The 25,781-nt window shown below is 72.6% G+C and carries 22 protein-coding genes and 1 pseudogene; 9 read left to right on the top strand and 14 right to left on the bottom strand.

Features of this window, described 5'->3' with window-relative positions; translation table 11 throughout:
• Positions 1-135: 135 nt before the first annotated feature.
• A complete protein-coding gene (locus FJK98_RS08170; RefSeq protein ID WP_145918483.1) occupies positions 136-1,803 on the top strand; it encodes a cellulase family glycosylhydrolase in 1,668 nt (555 codons plus the stop codon).
• 305 nt (positions 1,804-2,108) lie between these two features.
• Positions 2,109-3,470, top strand: a complete 1,362-nt coding sequence (locus FJK98_RS08165; protein WP_145918482.1) for a cellulose binding domain-containing protein — start codon at positions 2,109-2,111, stop codon at positions 3,468-3,470.
• 46 nt (positions 3,471-3,516) lie between these two features.
• On the opposite strand, the gene miaB is transcribed toward FJK98_RS08165, so the two are convergent.
• Entirely contained in the window at positions 3,517-5,031 is a 1,515-nt protein-coding gene (miaB, locus tag FJK98_RS08160; protein ID WP_145918481.1) for a tRNA (N6-isopentenyl adenosine(37)-C2)-methylthiotransferase MiaB, read from the bottom strand.
• A gap of 66 nt (positions 5,032-5,097) precedes the next feature.
• Here miaB and FJK98_RS08155 point away from each other — a divergent pair, with 66 nt between their 5' ends.
• Complete coding sequence (locus tag FJK98_RS08155; protein ID WP_145918480.1) at positions 5,098-5,322, top strand: DUF2277 family protein; 225 nt, start codon at positions 5,098-5,100, stop codon at positions 5,320-5,322.
• A gap of 62 nt (positions 5,323-5,384) precedes the next feature.
• Here FJK98_RS08155 and FJK98_RS08150 read toward each other — a convergent pair whose 3' ends face one another.
• Positions 5,385-5,864 (bottom strand): hypothetical protein, encoded by a 480-nt coding sequence (locus tag FJK98_RS08150; protein ID WP_145918479.1) that lies wholly within the window; start codon positions 5,862-5,864, stop codon positions 5,385-5,387.
• 235 nt (positions 5,865-6,099) lie between these two features.
• Positions 6,100-7,089, bottom strand: a complete 990-nt coding sequence (gene selD, locus FJK98_RS08145) for a selenide, water dikinase SelD (RefSeq protein WP_145918478.1) — start codon at positions 7,087-7,089, stop codon at positions 6,100-6,102.
• Between the two features lie 197 nt (positions 7,090-7,286).
• Here selD and FJK98_RS08140 point away from each other — a divergent pair, with 197 nt between their 5' ends.
• The 4 genes from FJK98_RS08140 to FJK98_RS08125 are packed head-to-tail and all read left to right on the top strand — an operon-like array spanning position 7,287 to position 10,708.
• Positions 7,287-8,042, top strand: coding sequence for an amino acid ABC transporter ATP-binding protein (locus FJK98_RS08140; RefSeq protein WP_145918477.1), 756 nt, complete (start codon positions 7,287-7,289; stop codon positions 8,040-8,042).
• Between the two features lie 57 nt (positions 8,043-8,099).
• Positions 8,100-8,978, top strand: coding sequence for a glutamate ABC transporter substrate-binding protein (locus FJK98_RS08135; protein WP_145918476.1), 879 nt, complete (start codon positions 8,100-8,102; stop codon positions 8,976-8,978).
• A 39-nt stretch (positions 8,979-9,017) separates the two neighbouring features.
• Complete coding sequence (locus FJK98_RS08130) at positions 9,018-9,725, top strand: amino acid ABC transporter permease (RefSeq protein ID WP_145918475.1); 708 nt, start codon at positions 9,018-9,020, stop codon at positions 9,723-9,725.
• Positions 9,722-10,708, top strand: a complete 987-nt coding sequence (locus tag FJK98_RS08125) for an amino acid ABC transporter permease (protein WP_145918474.1) — start codon at positions 9,722-9,724, stop codon at positions 10,706-10,708. The genes FJK98_RS08130 and FJK98_RS08125 overlap by 4 nt, the downstream gene beginning before the upstream one ends.
• A gap of 69 nt (positions 10,709-10,777) precedes the next feature.
• On the opposite strand, the gene rny is transcribed toward FJK98_RS08125, so the two are convergent.
• The 8 genes from rny to FJK98_RS08085 all read right to left on the bottom strand — a co-directional run bounded on the left by rny (position 10,778) and on the right by FJK98_RS08085 (position 19,833).
• Positions 10,778-12,544, bottom strand: a complete 1,767-nt coding sequence (gene rny, locus FJK98_RS08120; protein WP_145918473.1) for a ribonuclease Y — start codon at positions 12,542-12,544, stop codon at positions 10,778-10,780.
• Between the two features lie 546 nt (positions 12,545-13,090).
• Positions 13,091-13,795, bottom strand: a complete 705-nt coding sequence (locus FJK98_RS08115; protein WP_145918472.1) for a 3-keto-5-aminohexanoate cleavage protein — start codon at positions 13,793-13,795, stop codon at positions 13,091-13,093.
• A gap of 3 nt (positions 13,796-13,798) precedes the next feature.
• Complete coding sequence (locus tag FJK98_RS08110; protein ID WP_145918471.1) at positions 13,799-14,476, bottom strand: regulatory protein RecX; 678 nt, start codon at positions 14,474-14,476, stop codon at positions 13,799-13,801.
• Positions 14,477-14,490: 14 nt separating this feature from the next.
• Positions 14,491-15,537 carry a recombinase RecA gene (recA, locus tag FJK98_RS08105; protein WP_088647146.1) on the bottom strand — a complete coding sequence of 349 codons (1,047 nt, stop codon included), beginning with the start codon at positions 15,535-15,537 and terminating at the stop codon, positions 14,491-14,493.
• Positions 15,538-15,721: 184 nt separating this feature from the next.
• Entirely contained in the window at positions 15,722-15,922 is a 201-nt protein-coding gene (locus FJK98_RS08100) for a DUF3046 domain-containing protein (protein WP_145918470.1), read from the bottom strand.
• Between the two features lie 4 nt (positions 15,923-15,926).
• Complete coding sequence (locus FJK98_RS08095) at positions 15,927-17,252, bottom strand: MFS transporter (RefSeq protein ID WP_145918469.1); 1,326 nt, start codon at positions 17,250-17,252, stop codon at positions 15,927-15,929.
• A 178-nt stretch (positions 17,253-17,430) separates the two neighbouring features.
• Entirely contained in the window at positions 17,431-18,132 is a 702-nt protein-coding gene (locus tag FJK98_RS08090; RefSeq protein ID WP_145918468.1) for a UdgX family uracil-DNA binding protein, read from the bottom strand.
• 360 nt (positions 18,133-18,492) lie between these two features.
• Positions 18,493-19,833 (bottom strand): aminotransferase class I/II-fold pyridoxal phosphate-dependent enzyme, encoded by a 1,341-nt coding sequence (locus FJK98_RS08085; protein ID WP_145918467.1) that lies wholly within the window; start codon positions 19,831-19,833, stop codon positions 18,493-18,495.
• A 38-nt stretch (positions 19,834-19,871) separates the two neighbouring features.
• On the opposite strand from FJK98_RS08085, the gene FJK98_RS08080 reads away from it, so the two are divergent.
• Entirely contained in the window at positions 19,872-21,245 is a 1,374-nt protein-coding gene (locus FJK98_RS08080) for a bifunctional pyridoxamine 5'-phosphate oxidase family protein/GNAT family N-acetyltransferase (RefSeq protein ID WP_145918466.1), read from the top strand.
• On the top strand, positions 21,242-21,907 hold the full coding sequence (gene leuE, locus FJK98_RS08075) for a leucine efflux protein LeuE (RefSeq protein WP_145918465.1): 666 nt from the start codon (positions 21,242-21,244) through the stop codon (positions 21,905-21,907). The genes FJK98_RS08080 and leuE overlap by 4 nt, the downstream gene beginning before the upstream one ends.
• A gap of 63 nt (positions 21,908-21,970) precedes the next feature.
• Here the strand turns inward: leuE and FJK98_RS08070 are convergent, their stop codons facing one another.
• The 3 genes and pseudogenes from FJK98_RS08070 to FJK98_RS08060 form a co-directional block, all read right to left on the bottom strand.
• Positions 21,971-22,894, bottom strand: a complete 924-nt coding sequence (locus tag FJK98_RS08070; RefSeq protein WP_145922635.1) for a sporulation protein — start codon at positions 22,892-22,894, stop codon at positions 21,971-21,973.
• Between the two features lie 177 nt (positions 22,895-23,071).
• A complete protein-coding gene (locus FJK98_RS08065) occupies positions 23,072-24,136 on the bottom strand; it encodes a hemolysin family protein (protein ID WP_145918464.1) in 1,065 nt (354 codons plus the stop codon).
• A gap of 146 nt (positions 24,137-24,282) precedes the next feature.
• Positions 24,283-25,635, bottom strand: a pseudogene (locus FJK98_RS08060) (hemolysin family protein); the annotation flags it as partial.
• Positions 25,636-25,781: the final 146 nt, after the last annotated feature.

Here is a 25,781-nt window from a genome sequence, read left to right as displayed (position 1 = left end):
TGTCCACGTGACCCGGCACGTCGCGCACTGTCCGCGTATCCCGAAACCAGCGGGACGGACGGCGGCGGCCGGCGTTTCCCCCGGTTTTCCGCCCGCGTCGCCGTGGCGACGCCGGGCATCCGAAGTGGAGCCCGCATGTACCGACCCCGCATTCTCGGCGCCGCGCTCACCGCGCTCGCCACCGCTGCGGCCGGCGTGTTCGTCGCCGCCGCCGTCAGCACCACCCCGGCCGCCGCCGCCGTCGGCGGCACCGGCACCGGCTACCTGCACACCAGTGGCAACAAGATCGTCGACAGCACCGGCGCGACGGTCCGGTTGACCGGCATCAACTGGTTCGGCATGGAGACCGACAACCGCACGTTCCACGGCCTGTGGTCGAACAACCCGTGGCGTGGGCAACTCGACAAGATGGCCAGCCTGGGCTACAACACGCTGCGCATCCCGTACTCGAACGACTCGGTCAAGCCGGGCGCGACCGCCACCGGGATCAACGACTTCGTCAACCCGGACCTGATCGGGCTCTCCCCGTTGCAGATCCTCGACAAGGTGATCGACTACGCCGGCAGCAAGGGCATGCGGGTCATCCTGGACCGGCACCGGCCGACGTCGGCCGGTCAGTCGCCGCTCTGGTACACCTCGACGGTCTCCGAGGCGACCTGGCTCAACGACTGGAAGATGCTGGCCCAGCGGTACGCCGGCAACACCACGGTGATCGGCGCGGACCTGCACAACGAGCCGCACGCCGAGGGCACCAACCCGGCCGCGACCGGCGCCTGCTGGGGCTGCGGCGACACCACCCGGGACTGGCGGCTGGCCGCCGAGCGGGCGGGCAACGCGATCCTCGGGGTGCAGCCGAACTGGCTGATCTTCGTGGAGGGGGTGAGCTGCCCCAGCGGCGGCCTGTCGAACGTCTGGGACAACGACACCAGCAACGACGAGGACTGCGGCTGGTGGGGTGGCAACCTGTCCAAGGCCGGGCAGTTCCCGGTCCGGCTGAACGTGGCGAACCGGCTGGTCTACTCGCCGCACGAGTACGCCACCAGCGTCTACGAGCAGGAGTGGTTCAAGGCGGCCGACTTCCCGGCGAACCTGCCGGCGGTCTGGGACCGCTACTGGGGTTACCTCTACAAGCAGAACATCGCCCCGATCATGATGGGCGAGTTCGGCAGCACCCTGGCCGACCCCCGGGACAAGGTGTGGCTGGAGAAGCTGATGGCCTACACCGGCACCGGCGTGAACGGGATGTCCTTCACCTACTGGTCGTGGAACCCGAACTCGGGTGACACGGGTGGCATCGCGCTGGACGACTGGACCAACATCAACACCGCCAAGCAGGCGATCCTCCAGCCGTACCTGATCGCGCCGGTGGCCGGTGGGGCCGACCCGACGGGCACCCCGACGCCGAAGCCGCCGACGACCACCCCGGTGCCGCCGACCACCACCGCGCCGCCGCCCACCACGACGCCCCCGCCGCCCACCACCACGCCGCCGGCGTCCGGTGGGTGCACCGCCACCTACAAGCAGGTCAACGCCTGGCAGGGTGGCTTCCAGGGCGAGCTGACCGTCAAGAACACCAGCTCGGCGGCGGTCAACCCGTGGTCGGTGACCTGGACCTGGCCGTCCGGGGTCACCCTGGTCAACGGGTGGAACGCCACGGTCACCCAGTCCGGCACGACGGTGACCGCCGCCGGGCCGAGCTACGCGCCGTCGCTGGCGGCGGGCGCGTCGGTCACCGTGGGCTTCACCGCCAACGGTACGGCCGCCGCGCCGGCCTCGGTGAAGCTCAAGGGCACCGCCTGCTGAGCCGGTCCCGTCCGCACCCGGCGGGCCGCCTGTCGACTCGTCCGTCGACAGGTGGCCCGCCGGCCGGTCCGGCACCGTCGGGGCGGCAGCCGGCCCGCCGATTTACATCTGCGACTGTCTATGCTTTGCTCGGGAAAGCGCTTGTCCGGGCTGCGGGCGCACCACACGGGAGCCACCTCGTACCGACCTGACCCCCCGGCAGGGGCCGATCGGCGAACGCGGCGAGTCACCGGTGCCCACGGGCGCGGCACCCACCGGCGGCTCCCCCGTCGACGGCCGCCTGTCCCACCCGAAAGGGACGCAGCATGCGCACACCTCGGCGTCGTACGACGCTGATCGCCGCCACCACCGTCGCCCTCCTCGCCACCGGCACGCTCACCGCCGTCGCCGCCCACGCCGCCACCGGCTGCGCGGTCAGCTACACCCTCGGCGGGCAGTGGCAGGGCGGCTTCACCGGCAACGTCACCGTCACCAACCTCGGCGACCCGCTGTCGAGCTGGAGCCTGCGCTGGTCGTACTCGGCCGGGCAGACGGTCAGTGACGCCTGGAACGCCACCGTGGCCCAGAGCGGCAGCACGGTGACCGCCACCAACGTCAGCTACAACGGGAGCGTGCCGACCGGCGGCAGTGTCTCGTTCGGCTTCAACGGCACCTGGAACAACTCCAGCAACCCGGCACCGACCAGCTTCACCCTCAACGGGGTGACCTGCACCGGAAGCACCGCCCCCACCGGTGCGCCGACCACCCCGCCGTCGGCCACACCCCCGCCGACCACCCCGCCGGCGACCACCCCGCCGCCCAGCGTGCCGCAGACCGGCCTGGTCGGCTGGGCCACCCAGAACGGCGGCACCACCGGCGGCGGCAGCGCGGGCGCGACGACCGTCTCCACCGCCTCGGCGCTGACCAGCGCGTTGAACGCCACCGGCGCGGCGGTGATCCGGGTCTCCGGCACCATCAACTGCTCGGGCATGCTGCGGGTCCGCTCCAACAAGACGGTGCTCGGCAACGCCGGAGCGACGATCGTCGGCTGCGGCTTCACCGTCAACGGCGACCGTAACGTCATCATCCGGAACCTGACGTTCCGCAACTGGAGCGACGACGCGATCAACGTGGAGAGTTCGGCCACCAACATCTGGATCGACCACAACACCTTCAGCAACGGCTACGACGGCACCGTCGACATCAAGCGCGGCTCGGACTTCGTCACCGTCTCCTGGAACCGGGTCTACAGCCACGACAAGACGATGCTGCTCGGGCACAGCGACGACAACGGCAGCCAGGACATCGGCCACCTGCGGGTGACCTACCACCACAACTGGTACGACGGCAGCAAGCAGCGCAACCCCCGGGTCCGCTTCGGCAACCCGGTGCACGTCTACAACAACTACTACTACAACAACGCCGGCTACGGCGTGGCCTCCACGATGAGCGCCGGGGTGCTCGTCGAGGGCAACTACTTCGAGAACGTCAAGGACACCTACCACCTCGGCGAGGCCGACTCCGGGCCGGGCAGCCTGGTGGCCCGCAACAACCACTTCGTCAACTCGCCCGCCGGGCAGACCGGCGGCAGCGTCGCCGGCATCCCGTACCCGTACACCCTGGACAGCGCGAGCAGCGTGAAGTCCATCGTGACGGCGGGCGCCGGCGCGGGCCGGATCTCGGTCTGACCGCGCACCGGTCGGGGTCCGCCGGTGGCGGGCCCCGGCCGGGGGGTCAGTGCGCGGCGCAGCCGGTCGTCGGCGCGGGCGGCGCGGCCGGCGCGCCGACCGTGGGCAACCCGAGCAACACCCCGGGGGTACGCGGGGCGCGGCCCGCCTCGGCGGCGTCACCGGCCCGGGTACGCCGGTGTGCCAGCGGCGCGCCGTCGGCGTTGAGGTGGTGCGGGGCGGCGTAGGTGACGGTGGTGTGCACGATGTCGCCCGGCCGGACGGTGCCGGCCGCGCCCGGCCCACCGGGCGCGCCGGTGGCGAAGTGCACCAGGCGGCCGTCGCGGGCCCGACCGGAGAGCCGGCCGGTGCGGTCGTCCTTGCGGCCCTCGCCGACGGCCACCAGCACCTCGACGGTCTCGCCGACCAGCCTGCGGTTCTCCGCCCAGGTGATCTCCTCGACGCAGGCGATCAGCCGCTCGTAGCGTTCCTGCACGACCTGCTTGGGCAGTTGGCCGTCCATGGTCGCGGCCGGGGTGCCGGGGCGCTTCGAGTACTGGAAGGTGAACGCCGACGAGAAGCGGGCCGCGCGGACCACGTCGAGGGTCTGCTCGAAGTCCGCCTCCGTCTCGCCGGGGAAGCCGACGATGATGTCGGTGGTGATCGCCGCGTCGGGCATCGCCGCACGGACCTTCTCGATGATGCCGAGGTACTTCTCCGACCGGTACGAACGGCGCATCGCCTTCAGCACGTCGTCCGAGCCGGACTGCAGCGGCATGTGCAGCGAGTGGCAGACGTTCGGGGTCTCGGCCATCGCGGCGATCACGTCGTCGGTGAAGTCCTTCGGGTGCGGGCTGGTGAACCGGACCCGCTCCAACCCGTCGATCTCACCTGTCGCGCGCAGCAGCTTGCCGAAGGCGTACCGGTCGCCGAACTCGACGCCGTAGGAGTTGACGTTCTGCCCGAGCAGGGTCACCTCCAGCACCCCCTCGGCGACCAGGGCGCGCACCTCGGCGAGGACGTCACCGGGGCGGCGGTCCTTCTCCTTGCCGCGCAGGGCGGGCACGATGCAGAACGTGCAGGTGTTGTTGCAGCCCACCGAGATCGACACCCAGCCGGCGTACGTCGACTCGCGCCGGGTCGGCAGGGTGGACGGGAAGACGTCGAGGGATTCGAGGATCTCCACCTCGGCGGCGGTGTTGTGCCGGGCCCGTTCCAGCAGCACCGGCAGCGAGCCGATGTTGTGCGTGCCGAACACCACGTCCACCCAGGGGGCCTTGCGGACGATGTCGCCGCGGTCCTTCTGGGCCAGGCAGCCGCCGACGGCGATCTGCATCCCCGGGTGCCTGTCCTTCACGGGGCGCAGGTGACCGAGGTTGCCGTAGAGCCGGTTGTCGGCGTTCTCCCGGACGGCGCAGGTGTTGAACACCACCACGTCCGGGTTGTCGTCGGCGTCGGCGACCCGCACGTAACCGGCCTGTTCGAGCAGGCCGGAGATGCGCTCGGAGTCGTGCACGTTCATCTGGCAGCCGTACGTGCGCACCTGGTAGGTGCGCGGGCTGCCCGCGGCTGCGGTAGTCATGACGTGCACAGCGTATCCGGGCCGACCGACCCGGGCCGACCGGGAAGACCCCGACGAGGAGGAACCATGTGCCGGAGCATCAAGACCCTGCGCGAGCCGTACGCCCCGACGGTCACGCCGGCCGACATCGAGGCGGCGGCGTTGCAGTACGTCCGGAAGGTGTCCGGTTTCCGGGCCCCGGCGGCGCACAACGCGGCGGCGTTCGAGGCGGCGGTGCAGGCGGTGACCGCCGCCACCGCGACCCTGCTGGACCAGTTGCAGGTCCGGGGCGCCCGCCCGACCGCCCCCTGACCCCGGCGCACCGGCCCGGACCGGACCGGACCGCAGCGAGGGGCCCGGGTCGGGCGGGGCGGTCAGGCGGCGGCGAGGGCCGGGTTGACCGAGTCCGGTGCCCAGCGCGACCGGCAGCACCGCGACCAGCCCCGGCAGCCCGGGTGCGCCAGGGTGCAGAGCCGGCGGGCGGAGAGCACCTCGCCGTCGTCGGTCTCGGTGACCTCGAAGTGCACCGGGCGGATCGTGCCACCCGGGGCGACCAGCAGGTGCCGGCCGGCGTCGAGGGTGTCGTCGGCCAGCAGGCAGTCCCGGTCGAGCAGCCGGGCCAGCGCGGCGACCGCGCTCAACTCGTGCAACGACTCGGGTACGCCGTAGCAGTCGACGATCGTCCCGAACTCCCCCGGGGCCTCCCAGACGTCGCAGATCACCGCGTACGTGGGCAGCCGGGCCGGGTCCGCCACGGCCAGGGGCATCACCACCCGGCCGAGCGCCTCGGCCAGCGCCGGGTACACCTCCACGGGTGCGGCCCGGTCGATTCTCCAGTTCCACAGCTCGGTCATGCCGCCTCCTCGCTGCGTTCGTCCCACCGGCCTCCGGATCGGGCCTTACTGACGATGGTGGGGGGCATTTGACCTCAGCCGGGGGCAAGTTACCGGTCTGTGACCATTCCGGGCAAAATTTCCTGACGCTCCGCTGCGCCGAGTAGCGGGAAAATGACAGTTTATCGGGTACGGTGCCCCGGCCGGGCCGGGCTGCCCAGCCCTGTCGGCGCGTCGCCGCCGCGCGGCGGGCGGGTCAGCGGACGACGACCATCGACCCACCCCGGGGCAGCAGCTCGCCGATCACCGTCGCCCCGGGCACCTCGCCGGCCAGCAGCAGCCCGCCGGAGGTCTGCGCGTCGGCCAGCAGCAGCCGGTCGGCCTCACCGGTCGACCCGAACCCGGTCCACGGGCCCACCCAGTCCAGGTTGCGCCGGGTGCCGCCACTGACGTGCCCGTCGCGCACCGCCTCCCGGGCACCGGGCAGGTAGGGCACCCGGGCGGCGTCGATCGCCACCGTCAGGCCACTGGCGCGGGCCAGCTTCGAGGCGTGCCCGAGCAGCCCGAAACCGGTCACGTCGGTGCCGCAGCGGATGCCGGCCGCGACGGCGGCGCGGGCCGCGTCCCGGTTGAGCGTGGTCATCGACGCCACCGCCTCGGCGGAGACCTCGCCGGTGGCCTTGTGCCTGGTGTTCAGCACCCCGACGCCGAGCGGCTTGGTCAGCGACAGCGGCAGCCCGGCCCGGCCGGCGTCCAGGGTGATCAGCTCGTCGGGGCGGACCAGCCCGGTCACGGCCAGCCCGTACTTGGGGCCGTCGTCGTCGACGCTGTGCCCGCCGGCCAGATGGCAGCCGGCTTCCCGGGCCACGTCCTGCCCGCCGCGCAGCACCTCCCGGGCCAGTTCCAGCGGGAGGGTGTCCCGGGGCCAGCAGAGCAGGTTGATGGCGACCAGCGGGGTGCCGCCCATGGCGTACACGTCGGACAGGGCGTTCGCGGCGGCGATCCGCCCCCAGTCGTAGGCGTCGTCGACGACCGGGGTGAAGAAGTCGGCGGTGGTGACCAGGCCGGTCCGCCCGTCCAGCCGAACCACCGCGGCGTCGTCGCCGTGGTCCAGGCCGACCAGCAGCTCGGCGGTGCCGGTGGCCGGCCCCAGCCCGGCGACCATCGCCTCCAGCTCCCCCGGTGGGATCTTGCAGGCGCAGCCGCCACCACGCGCGTACTCGGTCAGGCGGACCCGGTCGGTCATCCCCCCATGATCTCCGTCACCCCGCCGCGCCGCCACCTGACGGCCCGTCGGGGTGACGGAATTCGGACGTCGGCGCACACCCGACACCGGTGTTACCTCTCCGTGACCCGTTGAGTTGCGATCCGCCACGTCGCCCCGCCTACAGTGGCCCAACCGGGGGTCGACCGACCCCGCTTTCCGGTACGACGACAGGGACGGTGGACGACGTGGCGACCGGCGAACCGCTGATCGTGCTGGACAAGGTCAACAAGTGGTTCGGCCCCCTGCACGTGCTCGACGACGTGTCACTCTCGGTGGGCAAGGGCGAGGTCGTGGTGGTGATCGGGCCGTCCGGGTCGGGCAAGTCGACGCTCTGTCGGACGATCAACCGGCTGGAGCCGATCAACGACGGGACGATCACCTTCGACGGCCGGCCGCTGCCGGCCGAGGGCAAGGCGTTGGCGAAGCTGCGCAGCGAGGTCGGCATGGTCTTCCAGTCGTTCAACCTCTTCGCCCACAAGACCATCCTGGAGAACGTCACCCTCGGGCCGGTCAAGGTCCGCAAGGAGAAGCCGGCCGCCGCCCGCGAGCGCGGCCTGGCCCTGCTCGACCGGGTCGGCATCGCCAACCAGGCCGACAAGTACCCGGCCCAGCTCTCCGGCGGCCAGCAGCAGCGGGCAGCGATCGCCCGCGCGCTGGCCATGCAGCCCAAGGCGATGCTCTTCGACGAGCCGACCAGCGCGCTGGACCCGGAGATGGTCGGCGAGGTGCTCGACGTGATGACCTCGCTGGCGAGTGAGGGCATGACCATGGTGGTGGTGACGCACGAGATGGGCTTCGCCCGGCACGCCGCCAACCGGGTGATCTTCATGGCCGACGGGCAGCTCGTCGAGGACGCCCCGCCGACGGAGTTCTTCGCCAACCCGCGCAGCGAGCGGGCCCGGGACTTCCTCTCCAAGATCCTCACGCACTAGGCGTCCGTAGTGGAGCGCGCCGGTCACCGGTGCATTCCGACGAAGAAGGAGATCAGTATGCGTATGAAGCGCGTGGCGGCAGTCGCCGCGGCGGCTACTCTGGCGCTCGGCCTGGCCGCCTGCGGTGGCGACGACGCCGACGAGGGCACCGGCGCCGGCAGCAAGTCCTTCGCCGCCGGCAGCACCATGGAGAAGCTCAACAAGGCGCAGAAGATCAAGGTCGGCACCAAGTTCGACCAGCCCGGCTTCGGCCAGAAGGGCCTGTCGGGCAAGCCGGAGGGCTTCGACGTCGAGATCGCCAAGCTCATCGTCAAGGAGCTGGGCATCCCCGAGGACAAGATCGAGTACGTCGAGACGCCGTCGAAGGTCCGTGAGGACGTCATCGTCAACGGCACCGTCGACCTGGTCGCGGCGACCTACACGATCAACGACAAGCGCAAGGAGCGGATCGCCTTCGCGGGCCCGTACTACGAGGCCGGCCAGAACATCCTGGTCAAGAAGGACGACACCACCATCACCGGGCCGGACTCCTTCAAGGACGGCACCAAGAAGGTCTGCTCGGTGACCGGGTCCACCCCGGCCGAGGAGATCAAGAAGTACGTCAAGGACGTCGCCACCCAGCTGGTGCTCTTCGACACCTACGACAAGTGCCGCGACGCCCTCAAGGGCGGCCAGGTCAACGCTGTCACCACCGACAACGTGATCCTGCTCGGGTACGTCGCCAAGGACGAGGCGTCGTTCAAGCTGGCCGGCGAGAACTTCACCAAGGAGCCGTACGGCATCGGGGTGAAGAAGGAGGACAACGACTTCCGCAACTTCGTCAACGACACGCTGGAGAAGGCGTTCAACGACGGCAGCTGGAAGAAGGCGTGGGACGACACCGCCGGCAAGTTCGGCGCGGAGCTGGGCAGCGCGCCCACCGTCAACCGTTACTGATCTGACCTCGATCTGGAGGGTGGGGAGGAACACCGACCCGTGAGTGTGCTCATCGACAAGTTCGACGTCTTCGCGGGTGGTTTCTGGCTCACCCTCCAGATCTGCGTCCTCGCCGCGATCGGTGCCCTGGTCCTGGGCGCCGTCGTGGCGGTGCTGCGCATCTCGCCGGTGCCGCCGCTGCGCGCCGTCGGCACCGCCTACGTGAACGTCTTCCGGAACATGCCGTTGACCGTGGTGATGTTCTTCGCCGCCTTCGGCCTGCCGGCGCTCGGCTCCAACGCCGACTTCCTGCGTGTCCCCGTACTGGATTCGCTCTTCTCCCGGCTCGGCACCGACCTGCCGTACTTCCGCTTCGCGCTGATCGCCCTGGTGCTCTATACCGCCGCGTTCGTCTGCGAGGCGCTGCGCTCCGGGGTCAACGCGGTGCCGCCGGGCCAGGCCGAGGCGGCCCGGTCGCTCGGCCTGACCTTCGGCCAGAACCTGCGGCACGTGGTGCTGCCGCAGTCCTGGAAGGCGTCGGTGGTGCCGCTCGGCTCGGTGATCATCGCGATGATCAAGAACTCGGCGCTGATCGGCTTCTTCGGCGTGGTCGGCGACCTGTCCCAGACCGCCGACCAGCTCACCTCCGCCGAGGGCTACGCCTTCATCCCGGTCGCCATCGGCATCTCGATCGGCTACCTGATCATGACCGTGCCGCTCGGCGCACTGCTCGACCGGCTGGAGAAGCGACAGGCGGTGGCCCGATGAGTCAGCAGACCAGCGTCCTGTACGACGTCCCCGGCCCGCGCCAGCGCCGGATCACCCTGATCAGCAGCATCGTCGCCACCGTGCTGCTGGCCGTCGGCGCGTACCTTCTGATCTACCGCCCGCTGGACGACAAGGGCCAGTTCTCGATGGAACTGTGGGGGCCGCTGGTCGACCCCTCCAACGAGAACTTCTCCCAGGTGTGGGACCGGATCGGCTTCGGCCTGAAGAACACCCTGACCGCCGCCGCGCTGGCCATCGTCGCCTCGCTGGTGGTCGGCACCCTGCTCGCGGTGCTGCGCATCCAGCTCAAGAGCCTCACCCGGCGGCGCTTCACCGGGATGGCCACCCCGGTGGCCTACCTGCTGCGCGGGCTGAGCGTCACCCTCTCGGCGGTCACCCGGGTCTGCGTCGAGGTGTTCCGGGGCCTGCCGGTGGTGCTCACCATCTTCTTCGTGGCCCGGGGCTTCCCCGAGTTCGGCATCTCCTTCGACTCGCTGTGGTACCTGGTCATCGGCCTGACCGTCTACAACTCCGTGGTCATCGCCGAGATCCTGCGCTCCGGCATGGAGGGGCTGCCCGGCGGGCAGGCCGAGGCCGCCGCCGCGATCGGCCTCTCCCCCGCGCAGACCACCCGGATGATCCTGCTCCCCCAGGCGTTCCGGATCATGCTGCCGGCGCTGATCAGCCAGCTCGTCGTGGTGCTCAAGGACACCTCGCTGGGCTTCATCATCAGCTACGAGGAAACCCTCAACATCGGCAAGCAGATCATCGGCGTACTGGACAACCCGATCCAGGTCTACGTGGTGATCGCCGCGCTGTTCATCCTGGCCAACTACTCGCTGTCGAAGCTGGCCCAGTTCGTTCAGCGGCGCCTCTCCCGGGGCCGTAAGTCGGCCGGCACGCCGGCCCCGCAGGCCCCGGCCACCGCGCTCGTCTCCCAGGCCGAGGGCGGGGGCGGCGGAGGCGGCGCAGCAGGCAACTGACCCACCCCCGAACACCGGACGAGGGCCGGCCCGGAGATCCGGGCCGGCCCTCGTCGCGTCGTGCGGTGGTCAGCGGGCGATCTCGGTGACCCGGGACTCGCGGACCACGGTCACCCGGATCTGCCCCGGGTAGGTCAGCTCCTCCTCGATCTGCTTGGCCACGTCCCGGGCCAGCACCGCCGCGCCGATGTCGTCGACGTCGTCCGGCTTGACCATCACCCGGATCTCCCGGCCCGCCTGCATCGCGAAGACCTTCTCCACGCCGAGCTTGCCGGCCGCGATCTCCTCGATCCGCTCCAGCCGCTTGACGTACGCCTCCAGGCTCTCCCGCCGGGCCCCCGGCCGCCCGCCCGAGCAGGCATCGGAAGCCTGGGTGAGGACCGCCTCGATGGTCTGCGGCGGCACCTCGTTGTGGTGCGCCTCGATGGCGTGCACCACGTCCTCGCTCTCGCCGTACTTACGGGCCAGGTCGGCGCCGATGATGGCGTGGCTGCCCTCCACCTCGTGGGTGAGCGCCTTGCCGATGTCGTGCAGGAACGCCGACCGCTTGATCGTCGGCACGTCCAACCGCAGCTCGGCGGCCATGATCCCGGCGATGTGCGCGGTCTCCACCAGGTGCTTGAGCACGTTCTGCCCGTACGACGTGCGGTAGCGCAGCCGGCCGAGCAGGGTGACCAGCTCGGGGTGGATCTCGGTGATGCCCACCTCGACCAGGGCGTCCTCGGCGGCCCGGTGGCACAGCTCCTCCACCTCCTGCCGGGCCAGGTCGTGCACCTCCTCGATCCGGTGCGGGTGGATCCGCCCGTCGAGGACCAGCTTCTCCAGGGTGAGCCGGCCGACCTCCCGGCGCACCGGGTCGAAGCAGGACAGCAGCACCGCCTCCGGGGTGTCGTCGATGATCAGGTTGACCCCGGTCACCGACTCGAAGGCGCGGATGTTGCGCCCCTCCCGGCCGATGATCCGCCCCTTCATCTCGTCCCCCGGCAGGTGCAGCACGCTGACCACGCTCTCCGCGGTCTGCTCGCTGGCCACCCGCTGGATGGCGTCCACCACGATGTGCCGGGCACGCTGCTCGGCGGTGGTGCGGGCGTCGGACTCGATGTCCCGCACCAGCAGCGCCGCCTCCCGCTTCGCCTGCGTCTCGATCGCCTCGATCAGCTCCGTCCGGGCCGACTCGGCGGTGAGCCCGGCGACACGTTCCAACTCCCGCCGACGCTGCTCCTCGGCCACCGTCAGGGCGGCCTCCCGGGCGGTGACCGCTGCCTCCCGCTCGGCCAGCGCGGCGCTGGCGGCGGTGAGCTGCCGCTCCCGCTCGGCCAGCCGCTCCACCTCCTCGGTGTGCAGCCGCTCCCGCTCGTCCATCCGGGCGGCCCGGCGTTCCACCTCGGCCGCCTGCTCCCGCGTCGTCGCGGCGAGCACCGCCACCTCACGCTCACCGCTGCGCCGGGCGGCGGCCCGGAGCTGCTCGGCGTCCGCCTCGGCCTGCTTGTGGGCCCGTTCCAGGACGGTGTCCGCCTCGGCGCGGGCGTCGTCGAGAACCCGCCGGGCCTCCGCCCGGGCCGACTTCGCCTCCGCCTTGGCGCCGGCCGCCTCGGCCCGCGCCGCCGAGGCGGCGGACTTCGCCACGTCGATGGTGCTGTTCACCTCGTCGGCGGCGCTGCGCAGCGCGGCCAGCGACTGTTCCTGCCGGTCCTTCTCCGCGATGAAGGCGGGATCGTCCGGGGCGGGGGCGGTGCCGATCCGGCGCAGCGCCCGTACGCCGACCAGGACCACGCCGACCACGACGGCGGCGAGGAGCCCGACGACGATCAGGAGCACCACGTCGAAGGTGCTCATGCCGGCGTCCCGTCACCCGGGCCGGTGGGCCGCAACACCGTGCCGGCGCGACTGTGCGCGCCACCACCTCCTGGGGACCCCCGGTCCCTGTGCCGACCAGCCATGGTCGCGCCTCCCCAAACGTCTACGCCGCAGGGGAACCGTGCCGACGGGCACGCCACCTCTGCGGCTCCGGACGCCCGACCGAGCGGCTGGCCGTGGGTACAGCTCTCCGTCGGCGATGCCCATGCGGCATCGCCGACAGCCGGGTGCAGTTGTCGGGTCGGCTCCGGACCGGCTGTCCGGAGGGACCGTCAAGGCCGGTGGAGCTGGCCAAAGTGATGCGGTTCTGTTACGCGATCTATGTTGTGCGCTTAGCCTGCGCTTGGTCGGGCAAAGTGAGCCTGTATGGCGAGGCTAGGTCGCGGAAGGCCGTTCGGTCAAGAACTCATGATCAAACCCCCCGAACGGAGAGAGTTGACAACGTCACCCAGCGGTGATCCGAGTCCGGACACGGCGCTACAAAAAACCCAAAGGTTCGCGGTGGCGGGGTCGGACCCGGTCGGGTCAGCGGGCCCCCAGCGCGCGGGCGCAACCCGCCAGGGCGGCATTGTCGGGGGCCGGTGAGCCGTCCGGCAGGTGCAGGGTGTCCTCCAGGCCGATCCGGGTGTCCAGCCCCCGGCGGACCGCCTCGAAGAGCACCGGCCAGGTGGCCGGCCCCTCGCCGTGCAGCAGCACCGGAGGATCACCGGGGGCGAGGCGGGCGAGCATGTCGGCGGCATCGGCCAGCGCCCGGTCCGGCTCGTCGGCCAGGCACTCGACCAGGACCCGACCGGCCGGCACCCGCCAGCCCCGCCAGGCGCGGACCGCGTCGACCGTCCAGAGGCCGGCCTCGACCAGCACGCCCCGCTCGTGCAGGGCCGCCGCGACCGCCCCGGCACCGTCCTCGTGGGCGTTGACCGAGGCGAAGTCGGGCAGCACCGACCAGGCGCGGACGGCGGCGACCCGGTCGGCCGGGTCGGGTGCGATCCACGCGCCGGTGCTCACCCCCACCGGCAGCCCCGGCCGGGCGGTGCGGATCGCGGTCACCGCCTCGGCGATCACCGACGGGGACAGCGACTCGGCACCGTCGGCGTCGCGGGGATGGACGTGCACCGCCGCCACCCCCAGCGCGGCACAGCGGACCGCGTCGGCGGCCAACTCGGCGGCGGTCAGCGGCACGGCGGGGTGCTCGTCACGCCGCCGGGCACCGTTGAGGGACGCCTTCCACACCGGTCAGCCCCGCTCGCCCTCGGCGTCGGCCAACGCGTCGGCGTCGATCTGCTCGGCGAACTCGGCCGCCTCGGCGCTCTGCGCGGTCAGGGCGTCCTTCACCGCCCGGATCGCCAACCCGGGCGGGTAACCCTTGCGGGCGAGCATGCCGACCAGCCGGCGGAACACCGCGTCGGGCTCTCCCCGGGCGGTCCGCAGCTTCCGGTCGACCAGGGCGCGGGCGGTCTGCGCCTCGGTCTCCTCGTCCAGCTCGCCGAGGGCCTCGCTGGCCACCTCGCCGTCCACGCCGCGCTGGCGCAGCTCGTTGGCGAGCGCCCGGCGGGCCAGCCCGCGACCGTTGTGCCGGCTGGAGACCCACGCACGGGCGAAGGCCGCGTCGTCGATGATGCCGACCTCGTCGTAGCGGTCGAGCACCTGGGCGGACACCTCGTCGGAGATGCCCTTCTTCGCCAGCGCCCCGGCCAGCTCGGCCCGGGTACGCGGGCGCACCGCGAGCTGCCGCAGGCAGATCTCCCGGGCCAGCTCGCCCTCGTCCCGGGGCGTCGGCTCACCTGATGTCGGCTCGGTCCCGTCCGACGCCCCCCGGCGACCTCGCCGGGGGCGGGGCATCGTGTCCTCGGCACCCGCGCGGGGTGGGGCGGCGTCCCAGCCCCGCCCCGCGCGGGCGCGTCGTCCTGCCATCGGGGCGCGACCGGTCAGAAGTCGACAGGCGGCAGCTCAGGGCCACCGGCGGCATCACCCGCGCCGACCCCGACGCCGAGCTTCTCCAGGATCTTCTTCTCGATCTCGGCGGCCACGTCCGGGTTCTCCTTCATGAACTCCCGGGCCTTCTCCTTGCCCTGGCCGAGCTGGTCACCGTCGTAGGTGTACCAGGCACCCGACTTGCGGATGATCGCCTGTTCCACGCCGACGTCGATCAGCGAGCCCTCGCGGGAGATGCCCTTGCCGTACATGATGTCGAACTCGGCCTGCTTGAACGGCGCGGCGACCTTGTTCTTCACGACCTTGACCCGGGTGCGGTTACCGACCACGTCGGTGCCGTCCTTGAGGCTCTCGATGCGGCGCACGTCGAGCCGGACCGAGGCGTAGAACTTCAGCGCCCGACCACCGGTGGTCGTCTCGGGCGAGCCGAACATGACGCCGATCTTCTCGCGGAGCTGGTTGATGAAGATCGCCGTGGTGCCGGTGTTGTTGAGCACGCCGGTGATCTTCCGCAGCGCCTGGCTCATCAGCCGGGCCTGGAGGCCGACGTGGCTGTCGCCCATCTCGCCCTCGATCTCGGCGCGCGGCACCAGGGCCGCCACCGAGTCGATCACGATGATGTCGATCGCGCCGGAGCGGACCAGCATGTCGGTGATCTCCAGCGCCTGCTCGCCGGTGTCCGGCTGGGAGACCAGCAGGGCGTCGGTGTCGACACCGAGCGCCTTCGCGTAGTCGGGGTCGAGCGCGTGCTCGGCGTCGACGAAGGCGGCGATGCCGCCGGCCCGCTGGGCGTTGGCCACCGCGTGCAGGGCGACCGTGGTTTTACCGCTGGACTCGGGGCCGTAGATCTCGACGACCCGGCCCCGGGGCAGACCGCCCACGCCGAGCGCCACGTCGAGCGCGATGGAACCGGTCGGGATGACCGAGGTCTGGACGACCGGGCGCTCGCCCAGCCGCATCACCGACCCCTTGCCGAACTGCTTGTCGATCTGAGCGAGAGCAAGGTCGAGTGCCTTCTCCCGGTCGGGCCCTGCGGCCATGTTTGCCACTCCTGCCTTCGCCGGCGTCTTTCCTGAGCTTCGCGTCACGCGGACACGCTAGGCGCTGGGTCCGACAGAAAACCAGCCGACGGGCCGCGAGCTGTGGACGAGCACCCCGCTGTGGACAATAGCCGAACAGGTGTACGAGCCGGCAAGCGACACGCGGAAGTGCCGGAACGGCAGCTCAGCGTAGCCGTACGGGCACCCGGTCGGGGTACGCGGCGACCACCGCCCGCCACACGACGTGGGTCTGCTCACCGGCCGCGAGGGCCTGCTCGATGGTCCGCCCGTCGAGTTGGGAGAGCACCTGGTCACTGGCGATGCTGGCCGCGTAGGCCGACCCGAACGCCTCGTCCAGCCGGGTCCAGAAGTCGGTCAGCCGCACGTGATCACTCCTCCTCGTCGGGTGCCGTCGGTGGCACCCGGCGCAACGCTAGCGCCACCAGCGGCACCACCGCGATCGCCGCCAGCAGGGTCAGGGTCGGATAACCCGCCACCCGCATGACAAACCCGCTGGCCGCCGCCGCGCCCGCCCCGGCCAGCCCCATCGTCAGGTCGGAGAGCCCCTGCACGCTGGGGCGGACCCGGGACGGCACCGCCTCGGACAGCAGCGTCGAACCGGCCACCATGGTCGCCGACCAGCCCAGCCCGAGCAGCGCCAGGCCGACCGACAGTCGCGGCGTGTGGTGCCCGGCGGTGCCGGCGACCGCGCACGCCGCCAGCAGGGTGCCGACGCCGACGAGGATCACCGCACGCCGGCCCCACCGGTCGGTGAGCCAGCCCACCACCGGCGAGAACGCGTACATGCCGGCGATGTGCAGGCTCAGCACGATGCCGACGACCCGAAGCACGTCCGCGTCGGAGTGCGACTCGCCGAGGCGTACCGGGGTCATCGCCATCACCGCGACCATCACCAGGTGGCCGACCGCGACGCCGGCGATGCCCAGCCGGGCCGCCGGCCGGCCACGCACCACCCGCCAGGCCGCCCGCATGCCGGCCCGCCGCCCGCCCGGCGTGGTCTCCGTCGCTGCCGATCCGGCGGCCCCGGCCGGCGGCGGCGTCCCGGCGTCGGCCGCCGCGAGCCGCCGCGCGGTGAGCAGCGGGTCTGGCCGCAGCAACAGCAGCAGTACGACCGCAGCCAGGCCGAACGCGACGGCGCTGAACGCGAACGGGCCGGCCAGCGACGGCAGCCCCCAGGACCGGGTGACCCGGTCGGCGAGCGCGGCGAAGTTGGGCGCCGCCACCGAGCCGATGGTGGTGGCCCAGACGACCAGGGAGAGCTGCCGGCCCCGACGGGCCGGCTCGGCCAGGTCCACCGCCGTGTAGCGGGCCTGGAGGTTGGCCGCCGTGCCGCCGCCGAACAGCAGCATCCCGAGGAAGAGCAGCGGCACCCCGCCGGTGACCGTGGCGAGCACCACCAGCAGCGCCCCGACCGCCCCGGTCAGGTAGGCCACCACCAGCCCCGGCCGCCGCCCGTGCCCGTTCATGATCCGGGTGACCGGTACGGCGAGCAGCGCCGCGCCGACCACCCCGCAGCTCTGCGCCAGCCCGGCCACGGCGGTGCCGGCGACCCGGGCCGCCAGCAGCGCCCCGACGGAGATCCCGATCGCCACCCCGACCCCACCGACGATCTGGGTGGCGAAGAGCAGCCGCAACGTGCGTCGCTGGATCGGGGCGACGTCGGGCCGGGCGGGCACGCGCAGGTCGACGGTCATCGCAGCTCCTCGTCCGGGGAGGCCATCCTCGCGCAGCCGTCCGCCCGCCCGCACCGGGGTTCCCGGTGGAGCCGGGGTTCCGGGTACGCCGGAGCCGGGCACGGCCGGGGTTGCCGAATCCGGGCACGGCCGGGAGTTCCGGGGCACGACCGGAGTTCCCGGGCGCGCGGCCCGGCGGTCAGCCGGTCAGGGCGCGGGCGGCCACCGTGAGGTCGTCCACCAGCCCCCGGTAGGCGACGTCCTGGTTGTCGGCGCGCAGCACCGCCGACGGGTGGATGGTGGCCAGCACCCGGGCGGCGGGCGCGTCGGCGACCGTGCCGGCGCGGTCCACCGGGACCCGGGTGAAGTCCTCCGGACGCTCGGCGGCGGCGGGCCAGGGCAGTAGTTCGCCGCGCTGCCGGGTGACCCGGAACGTCGGGCCGAGCAGGGCCTTCGCCGCCGTCGCGCCGAGCACCACCACCAGGTCGGGGCGGAGCCGGGCGAACTCGGCGACCAGCCACGGCCGGCAGGCGACGATGTGCACCCGGTCCGGGGTCTGGTGGATACGACGCCGGCCGCGCAGCTCGTGCCGGAAGTGCTTCACCGCGTTGGTGATGTAGAGGTGGGCCGGGTCGAGGCCGGCGTCGTCGACCGCCCGGCGCAGCAGCCGGCCGGCCGGACCGACGAAGGGCAGCCCGTGCTGGTCCTCCAGGTCGCCGGGCTGCTCGCCGACGAACACCACCCGGGCGCTCTCGTCGCCCCGGCCGAAGACGGTCTGGGTGGCGTCCCGGTACAGCTCGCAGCCCCGGCAACCGGCGGCTGCGGCCCGCAGCTCGGCCAGTGTGCCGGCCTGCGGCGGGATGAACTGCTGGGCACCGGGTGCGTCGGTCTGCTCGGCCATGGCGACTGTTCTACCCGGTCGCGTCGGGAGTCCACGAGGGACCCGCCGGGCGTCCCGTCCGCCCGGCGGGTCCCTACGCTTCCTCGTCGCTTTCGAGCAGGTGCGGACGCTTCTCGGCGATCCGCGCCTCCACATCGGACGTGAGCCAGCTCCGGCCCATCTTGAGGACAGCGGCCGGAGGCGGGAAAACCCGGCGGCTGATCAGGATGTACGTGCGCTGCCGTGAGATGGAGGGCTACCAACTGGACGCGGCCGGCGGTGCGGTCTACCGCCGGAAGATCTTCGTACGCCCGGCGGGATTGACCACGCCGCCGGCCTCCGCCCCCGGGTAGCCGGGCGGGGGCAGGACGACGGCGCGGGTCAGGCGGTGAAACCGACCGGGCCGGCGGGACGGACCGCCGCCGCCACCGCGTCGGCCAGCGGTACGAGGTCGGCGTCGTCGAGCGCGCTGACCGTGATCCGGACGGCGGGCGGACTGCCGAGCCGGGAGAGGCCGCCGGGCGCGACCGACCAACCGGCGTCGCGCAGCGCGGTGACCGTGGCGGTCTCGTCGGGCACCGGCAGCCAGACGTTGATGCCGCTGCGGCCGTGCCCCGCCACGCCCCGGTCGGCGAGCGCGGCGAGCAGCCCGCGACGGCGACGTTCGTAGGCGTCGGCGGCCCGGTCGACCAGGGCGGTGGTGGCCGGATCACGCCAGAGCGACAGGACGAGTCGTTGCAGGACGGTGGAGACCCAGCCGGCCCCCACCCGGGCCCGGCCGGCCACCCGGGACACCGTCACCTCGTCACCGGCCAGCACCGCCAGCCGCAGGTCGGGCCCGTAGGGCTTGCTCACCGAGCGGACGAACGCCCAGGTCGGGGTTGCCCCGGCCAGCGGGTGCACCGGCAGCCGGGACAGCTCGGCGGCGTGGTCGTCCTCGATCAGCAGCAGGTCGGGGCGGCCGGCGAGCAGGGCACGCAGTTCCCCGGCCCGGCCGGCGGAGACGGCGGCGCCTGTCGGATTCTGCGCCCGACTGGTCACCACCAGCGCCCGCACCCCGAGGGCGACGGCGTCGTGCACCCCGGACACGACGGGCCCCTCGTCGTCGACCGGGAAGCCGACCGGCCGCAGCCCGAGCGCGGCGACCAGGTCGAGCAGGTTGGCCCAGCCCGGGTCCTCCAGGCCCACCGCGTCACCGGGGCGCAGGTGGGTGGCGAGCAGCCGTTCGATGCCGTCGAGCGCGCCCCCGGTCACGGTCAACTCGTCGGCGGGCACCCCGTCGGCGGCCAACCGGGAGCGGGCGGCCTCGGCCAGGGCGGGGTGCACCCCGGTCGTGGCGTACCCGACGGGTGGGCCGACCACTGCGGCGAGCGCGGCCAGGTGCGGGCCGAGCGGCGGCAGGAGCCGGGGATCGGGTTGCCCGTGGGACACGTCCCGGGTGTTGGGGGCGGGGGCCGGGGGTCGCACGGCGCGGCGGGGGGCGACCGGCGGCCGGGGCCGCACCCGGGTGCCGTGCCGGCCGGCGGTGACCACCAGACCCCGCTGGCGAAGCTCCTGGTAGGCGCGGGCGACGGTGGCCGGGCTGACCGCCAGCGCGGTGGCGAGGGCGCGGACGGGCGGCAACGCGTCACCGGCGGCGAGCGCGCCGCTGCGGATACCGGTCTCCACGCTCGCCGAAATCGCGGCGGACGTGGACCCGAGGATCTGATAATGTGCTGCCACAGTTCCAGTATCGTACTAGAACAAAGGCGGGATGTCACATGTACGCGCCGACCGCACGCACCACCGCCAGCCGCAGCCGGGACCGGATGAGCTACGACCGGGCCGCCGCCCACGCGGTGCTCGACGAGGCCTACCACTGCGTGCTGGGTTTCGTGGTCGACGGTGAACCGCGACTGCTGCCCACCCTGCACGTCCGCGTCGGCGACACCCTCTACCTGCACGGCTCCACCGGCAGCCGCCCGCTGCTCGCCGCCCGGGGCGACGCCGGGCTGCCGGTCTGCGTCACGGTCACCCTGCTCGACGGGCTGGTCTACGGCCGCTCCCAGTTCCACCACAGCGCCAACTACCGCTCGGTCGTCGCCCACGGCACCGCCCACCTGGTGACCAGCGAGGACGACAAGCGCACGGTGCTCACCGCCCTGGTCGAGAAGGCCGCCGCCGGGCGGGCCGCCGACAGCCGCCCACCGAGCCGGCGGGAGCTGGCCGAGACGGCCGTCCTGGCCCTGCCGCTGCACGAGGTGTCGGTCCGGGCCCGCACCGGCGGGGTGCGCGACGAACCCGCCGACCTCGACCTGCCGTACTGGGCGGGGGTGGTGCCGCTGCGGCAGGTCGCCGGCCCGCCGGAGCCCGACGCCGGGGTGGCCGCCCCGCTGCCGGCCTACCTGTCCGGCACCCCGGTGCCGGAGCCGGACGGACCGGCACGCCCCGGTCCGGCGTACCTCACCGGGCCGCCCGACGGCGCCGGGGCCGCCGCGTCGGGAGCGCAGGTCACCGGGCCGCCGGGCCCGGATTCCGCCGCGTCGCCGTGGTACGAGCCGGTACCGCTGCGCGGCGCGCACGTGCTGCTGGAACCGCTCACCACGGCGCACGCCGACGACCTCTTCACCGCCACCGCCGAACCGGAGGTCTGGGCCCACCTGAGCCACCCGACACCCGCCGACCCGGTCGCGATGCGGGCCGTCGTCACCACCGCGCTGGACGCCCGGCGACGCGGCGAACGGGTGCCGTGGGTGCAGCGCTGCGCCCGCACCGGGGCGGTCATCGGGTCGACCTCCTACTACGACCTCGACCCGGCGCGGCGCTGCGTCACCATCGGGTACACCTGGCTCGGCCGGCCATGGTGGGGCAGCGCCGTCAACACCGAGGCCAAGCTGTTGCTGCTCGGTCGGGCGTTCGACGAGCTGGGGGCGGTGCGGGTGGTCTGGCAGACCGACATCCGCAACACCCGGTCGCAGGCCGCGATCGCCCGGCTCGGCGCGACCCGGGAGGGCGTGCTGCGGATGCACCGGCAGCGCCCGGACGGCTCCTGGCGGGACACCGTGCAGTACGCCATGACCATCGACGAGTGGCCGAACGCACAGGCCAGGCTGCGGGAATGGCTTCGCCGTACGACACCTGCGGAGCGAGGATGACGGGCGTGCTGGGCATCACCGACATCTGGACGTACGTGTTGGGCACGGTGGCGATCATCCTGCTGCCGGGGCCGAACTCCCTCTTCGTGCTCTCCACCGCCGCCAAGCGCGGCGTGGCGACCGGCTACCGGGCGGCAGGCGGGGTCTTCCTCGGCGACTCGGTGCTGATGATCCTCTCCGCCGCCGGGGTGGCGTCGCTGCTCAAGGCGTACCCACCGCTCTTCCTCGTGATCAAGTACGCCGGCGCGGCCTACCTGGGCTACGTCGGGCTGACCATGCTGCGGGGGGCCTGGCGGCGGTGGCGTGACCGCAACGACCCCGCGACACCCCGGCTGATCGACGCCGCCGAGCCGGAGGCGCTGCACAGCCCGTTCCGCAAGGCGCTGGTGATCAGCCTGCTCAACCCGAAGGCGATCCTCTTCTTCATCTCGTTCTTCATCCAGTTCGTCGACCCCGGCTACGCCTGGCCGGCGCTGTCGTTCCTGCTGCTCGGGCTGATCGCCCAGGTGACCAGCGCGCTCTACCTGACCGCGCTGATCTTCGCGGGCACCTTCCTGGCCGCCCAGTTCCGGCAGCGTCGCCGGTTGGCCGCCGGGGCCACCACCGGCGTCGGAATGCTCTTCCTGGGCTTCGGCATCAAACTCGCCACCGCCTCGGTCTGACCCGCCCCGTCCCTCCCACGACACACGGCGCCTGACCCACCGATGCCCGCTGCGGTCGGCGGGTCAGGTGCCGTCGCCACCCCCGCCGCCGATTCCCCCACCACCGGCGGTGCCACCCAACCCGAAGCCCGGCCGCACCGGTTCGTCCGGCGGTCGGCTGACGTGGGCCGACTCGGTGATCCGGGCCGACCAGTGGGCGTCCGAGGCCGCCGCCGCGTGCCGGTCGATCGCCGTACGCAACCAGCCGTCCACCACCGAGACCCAGTCCTGCTGGTCGGCACCGGTGTGCCAGACCCGGAACCGGCTGATGCTCTGGTGACTGATCCCGGTCAACGACAGCCGCCGGTCCATCCAGAGCAGCACCTCCAGGCCGGCGGAATTGGTCACGAAGATCAGCTCCAGCTCGGTGATCGGTCCGGCGTAGAGCGGGGCGACCCAGTACCCGAGCCGCTGGTGCACCGGCAGGGTCTGCGCGACCCCCGGCAACCGGCTCGACACCAGACCCGCCTGCCGCAGGACGAACCCCAGCGTGTCCAGCGCGGCGAGCACATGCTGCTGGGTGGGCAGCGGATGGACGAAGATCGGCACCATCGCGCCCTGTTCCAGCTCCGGGTCCACCGACACCTCGGTACGCAGCCCGGTACGCAGGCTCATCAACGGCACCCCGCCGAAGATCGTCACCGGGGTCTCCCACGGCAGCGGTACGGCGAAGTCGATGGCCCGCCGCCGCCCCGCCGGTACGACGAACCGTCCCCCCACCGGCACCTGGTGGTACTGCACGAGGCGACGGGGCGAACGGGGGTCCTCCGGTTCGGCGGTCGCCACCAGACCCAGCCGTACGTGCCGGATCGGCACGTCCTGCGACCCGGCGCTGAGGGTCACCCGCCCCGGCAGCCGCAGCCCCGGGCGGGTGCTCGGATTGGTGAGGGTGGTGCTCACCGACAACCCGGTCACACCGGATTCCCGGGACACCCCGGTCAACCGCATGACCGTGCGGGTTCCCACTCACCGGCCCGGCACTCCTCCACCCGGACACCGGCCGGGCGGGGCGCGCAGCCTCGTTGATCGACGCGATGGGGGCAATGTAGCGGTGTCAACCCCACTGCGACACCACCACATCGCCCCCGTTAAGTCGATCTTGCAGAACGACGGGCGGTACGACCGTCAGCGCATGCGGCGGCCCCGGGGGATCGGGTCGGTCTCGTCGTCGAACTCGCCGATGACCTCTTCGAGGAGGTCCTCCAGCGCCACGAAACCGATCGGCCGGGTCGGGCCGCCGCCGTTGCGGACCAGCGCCAACTGAGCCTGGTCGGCGCGCATCGCGGCGACCGCCTCGGTGACCGATGAGGTGGCGGGCAGGGTGAACGACCGGGTCATCAGCTCGGCGGCGGTGGCCGCCCGGCTGGTGGTGACGGCCCGGACGGCCTCCCGTACGTGCACCAGCCCGCACACCTCGCCGCCGTCGTCGAGGACGGCGAGCCGGGACCGGCCGCTGTCCCGGCTGACCTGCTCGATCCGCTCGGCGGTGTCGTTGCGGTGGACGGTGACGATCTGGTCGAAGGGTTCCATCACCTGGGCGACGGTGGTGCCCTGCAACTCCAGCATGCTGGTCAGCATCTGGTGTTGTTCGGCGCCGAGCAGCCCGTGCTCGCGGGACTGTTCGAGCAGGATGCGCAGCTCGTCCGGGCCGTGGACCTGGGCGAGCTGGTCCTGCTGTTGCACCCCGACCAGCCGCAGCATCGCGTTGGCCAAAGCGTTGAGCAGGGACAGCACCGGGCGGGCGACCCGGGCGAAGGCCCGGAACGGCAGCGCCAGCAGCGTCGCCGAGCGCTCGGCGTCGGTGATCGCCCACGACTTCGGGGCCATCTCGCCGACCACCAGGTGCAGGAACGTCACCAGCCCCAACGCGAAGATCAACGCGACGATGTGGCTGGCCGCCTCCGGCAGGCCGACGGTGTGCAGCAGCGGGCTGATCAGGTGTTCGATCGCCGGTTCGGCCAGCGCACCCAGCCCCAGGGTGCACAGGGTGATGCCGAGCTGCGCGCCGGCCAGCATCAGGGAGAGTTCCCGTACCCCGTCCAGGGCGGCGCGGGCGGCCCGGCTGCCCGAGGCGGCGGTCTGTTCCAGCCGGTAGCGCTTGGCCGCCACCAGGGCGAACTCGGCGGCCACGAAGAATCCGTTGAGGGCGAGCAGCAGCACCGAGACCAGCAGTGCGACGGTGGGGCTCATGCCCGCTCCTCCCGACCCTGGGTGACGCGCACGTCGGCACCGCCGCCGGTGGCCCTGGCGTTCGCGCCGCCGCGTCGGTCGCCCCCGTCGCCGGTGGTGCGGACGTTCGTCCCGCGACGTCGGTCCCCTCCGCCGTGGGTGGCCGGGGGCTGTCCGTCGGGGTTCTGGTCGCCGGCCAGGGTGAGCCGGACGGAGTCGGCCACGTGCCGGTCCACGGCGAGCACCTCGACCAGGGCCGTCGGCCGTTCCGCCGGCTCGTCGGGGTCGACCGGCAGGCTGATCTCCAGCCGGTCACCCACCTCGGGCACCCGGCCCAGCTCCCGCATGACCAGCCCGGAGAGGGTGTCGTACTCGGGGGCCTCGGGCAGGGCGATGCCGGTGCTGTCGGCGACCTCGTCGATCCGCCAGCGGGCCGGCACCACCCAGGAGCCGTCGTCCTGCCGGATCGGAGCCGGCTCGGGCGGGTCGTCCTCGTCGCGGATCGGTCCGACGAGTTCCTCGGCGATGTCCTCCAGCGTGATCACGCCGGCGAAGCCGCCGTACTCGTCGACCACGCAGGCGAGCTGCCGGTGCCCGGACCGCAGCCGGTCCAGCACCGTGGGCAGCGGCAACGTCTCCGGCACCAGCAGCGGCGGTACGGCCACCGCGCTGACCGGGGTGGTGGCGCGCTCGGCCGGCGGCACCCCGAGCACGTCGGCGATGCCGACCACGCCGACGAGGTCGTCGACGCCGTCGACGCCGCGTACCGGAAACCGGGAGTGACCGGTGTCGAGCAGCTCGACCACCCGGCTGACCGGTTCGTGCGACCGGATGGTGTGCACGTCGACCCGGGGCACCATGGCCTCCCCGGCGGTCAGCTCCCGGAAGTCGAGACCCCGGTCGAGCAGGTCGGACATCTCGGCGTCGAGGTGCCCCTCCTCCCGGGACTCGGCGATGATCTGCTCCAGGTCGGCCGGGGTGGCGCCGCTGGGCAGTTCCTCGATCGGCTCGATGCCGACCCGACGCAACAGCCGGACGGCGGCCCGGTCGAAGAGCGTGATCAGCGGCCCGGCGATCTTCAGATAGATCAGGGTGGACCGGCTCAGCGCCCGCGCCAATACCTCGGGGCGGGCGATGGCCAGGTTCTTGGGGGCGAGTTCACCGAGGACCATCTGCACGACGGTGGCGATGACCAGCGCCAACGCCACTGACAGCGGCAGGCTGACGGCGGTGGAGACGCCCACGCCGCCGAGCAGCTCGGCCAGCCCGGCACCGAGGTAGGGTTCGGCGGCGTAACCGACCAGCAGGGCGGTCACGGTGATGCCGAGCTGCGCCCCGGAGAGCATGAACGACAGCCGCCCGGTGACCTCCAGGGCGCGGGCGGCCTTGGCGTCGCCGTCGTCGGCGAGCTGCTTGAGCTTGCCCCGGTCCACGGCGACGTAGCCGAACTCCTGGGCTACGAAGTAGCCGGTGGCGGCGGTGAGAACGATGATGAGTGCGAGGCCGACGACGATCAACACGGGTCGCTCAGGGCTCCCGTGGACGTCGGGGCGGGGGATTGCCGGGCACGACCCGGCTGGCTACTGCTGCCCTCCTGGGCAGAAGAGTCGATCATGCCGTAATTCTATCGGCGGTTGCTGGACGCCCGCTGAGGGTGGGGACAAAG

The sequence above is a fragment of the Micromonospora sp. HM134 genome, from assembly GCF_007833915.1.
In the GTDB taxonomy this organism is placed as follows: Bacteria; Actinomycetota; Actinomycetes; order Mycobacteriales; family Micromonosporaceae; genus Micromonospora; species Micromonospora wenchangensis.
The sequence above is the reverse complement of the archived record's forward strand: the minus strand, read 5'-3'. Positions and strand labels throughout refer to the sequence as shown.

Excerpts from the sequence above, each read along its gene's own strand:
- FJK98_RS08090 (WP_145918468.1), bottom strand. The coding sequence starts at position 18,132 with ATGGCCGAGCAGACCGACGCACCCGGTGCCCAGCAGTTCATCCCGCCG.
- FJK98_RS08135 (WP_145918476.1), top strand. The coding sequence starts at position 8,100 with ATGCGTATGAAGCGCGTGGCGGCAGTCGCCGCGGCGGCTACTCTGGCG.
- FJK98_RS08065 (WP_145918464.1), bottom strand. The coding sequence starts at position 24,136 with ATGAGCCCCACCGTCGCACTGCTGGTCTCGGTGCTGCTGCTCGCCCTC.
- miaB (WP_145918481.1), bottom strand. The coding sequence starts at position 5,031 with ATGACTACCGCAGCCGCGGGCAGCCCGCGCACCTACCAGGTGCGCACG.
- FJK98_RS08170 (WP_145918483.1), top strand. The coding sequence starts at position 136 with ATGTACCGACCCCGCATTCTCGGCGCCGCGCTCACCGCGCTCGCCACC.
- FJK98_RS08165 (WP_145918482.1), top strand. The coding sequence starts at position 2,109 with ATGCGCACACCTCGGCGTCGTACGACGCTGATCGCCGCCACCACCGTC.
- FJK98_RS08095 (WP_145918469.1), bottom strand. The coding sequence starts at position 17,252 with ATGACCGTCGACCTGCGCGTGCCCGCCCGGCCCGACGTCGCCCCGATC.
- FJK98_RS08150 (WP_145918479.1), bottom strand. The coding sequence starts at position 5,864 with ATGACCGAGCTGTGGAACTGGAGAATCGACCGGGCCGCACCCGTGGAG.
- FJK98_RS08080 (WP_145918466.1), top strand. The coding sequence starts at position 19,872 with ATGTACGCGCCGACCGCACGCACCACCGCCAGCCGCAGCCGGGACCGG.
- FJK98_RS08125 (WP_145918474.1), top strand. The coding sequence starts at position 9,722 with ATGAGTCAGCAGACCAGCGTCCTGTACGACGTCCCCGGCCCGCGCCAG.
- recA (WP_088647146.1), bottom strand. The coding sequence starts at position 15,537 with ATGGCCGCAGGGCCCGACCGGGAGAAGGCACTCGACCTTGCTCTCGCT.
- FJK98_RS08070 (WP_145922635.1), bottom strand. The coding sequence starts at position 22,894 with ATGCGGTTGACCGGGGTGTCCCGGGAATCCGGTGTGACCGGGTTGTCG.
- leuE (WP_145918465.1), top strand. The coding sequence starts at position 21,242 with ATGACGGGCGTGCTGGGCATCACCGACATCTGGACGTACGTGTTGGGC.
- FJK98_RS08110 (WP_145918471.1), bottom strand. The coding sequence starts at position 14,476 with ATGGCAGGACGACGCGCCCGCGCGGGGCGGGGCTGGGACGCCGCCCCA.
- rny (WP_145918473.1), bottom strand. The coding sequence starts at position 12,544 with ATGAGCACCTTCGACGTGGTGCTCCTGATCGTCGTCGGGCTCCTCGCC.
- selD (WP_145918478.1), bottom strand. The coding sequence starts at position 7,089 with ATGACCGACCGGGTCCGCCTGACCGAGTACGCGCGTGGTGGCGGCTGC.
- FJK98_RS08155 (WP_145918480.1), top strand. The coding sequence starts at position 5,098 with ATGTGCCGGAGCATCAAGACCCTGCGCGAGCCGTACGCCCCGACGGTC.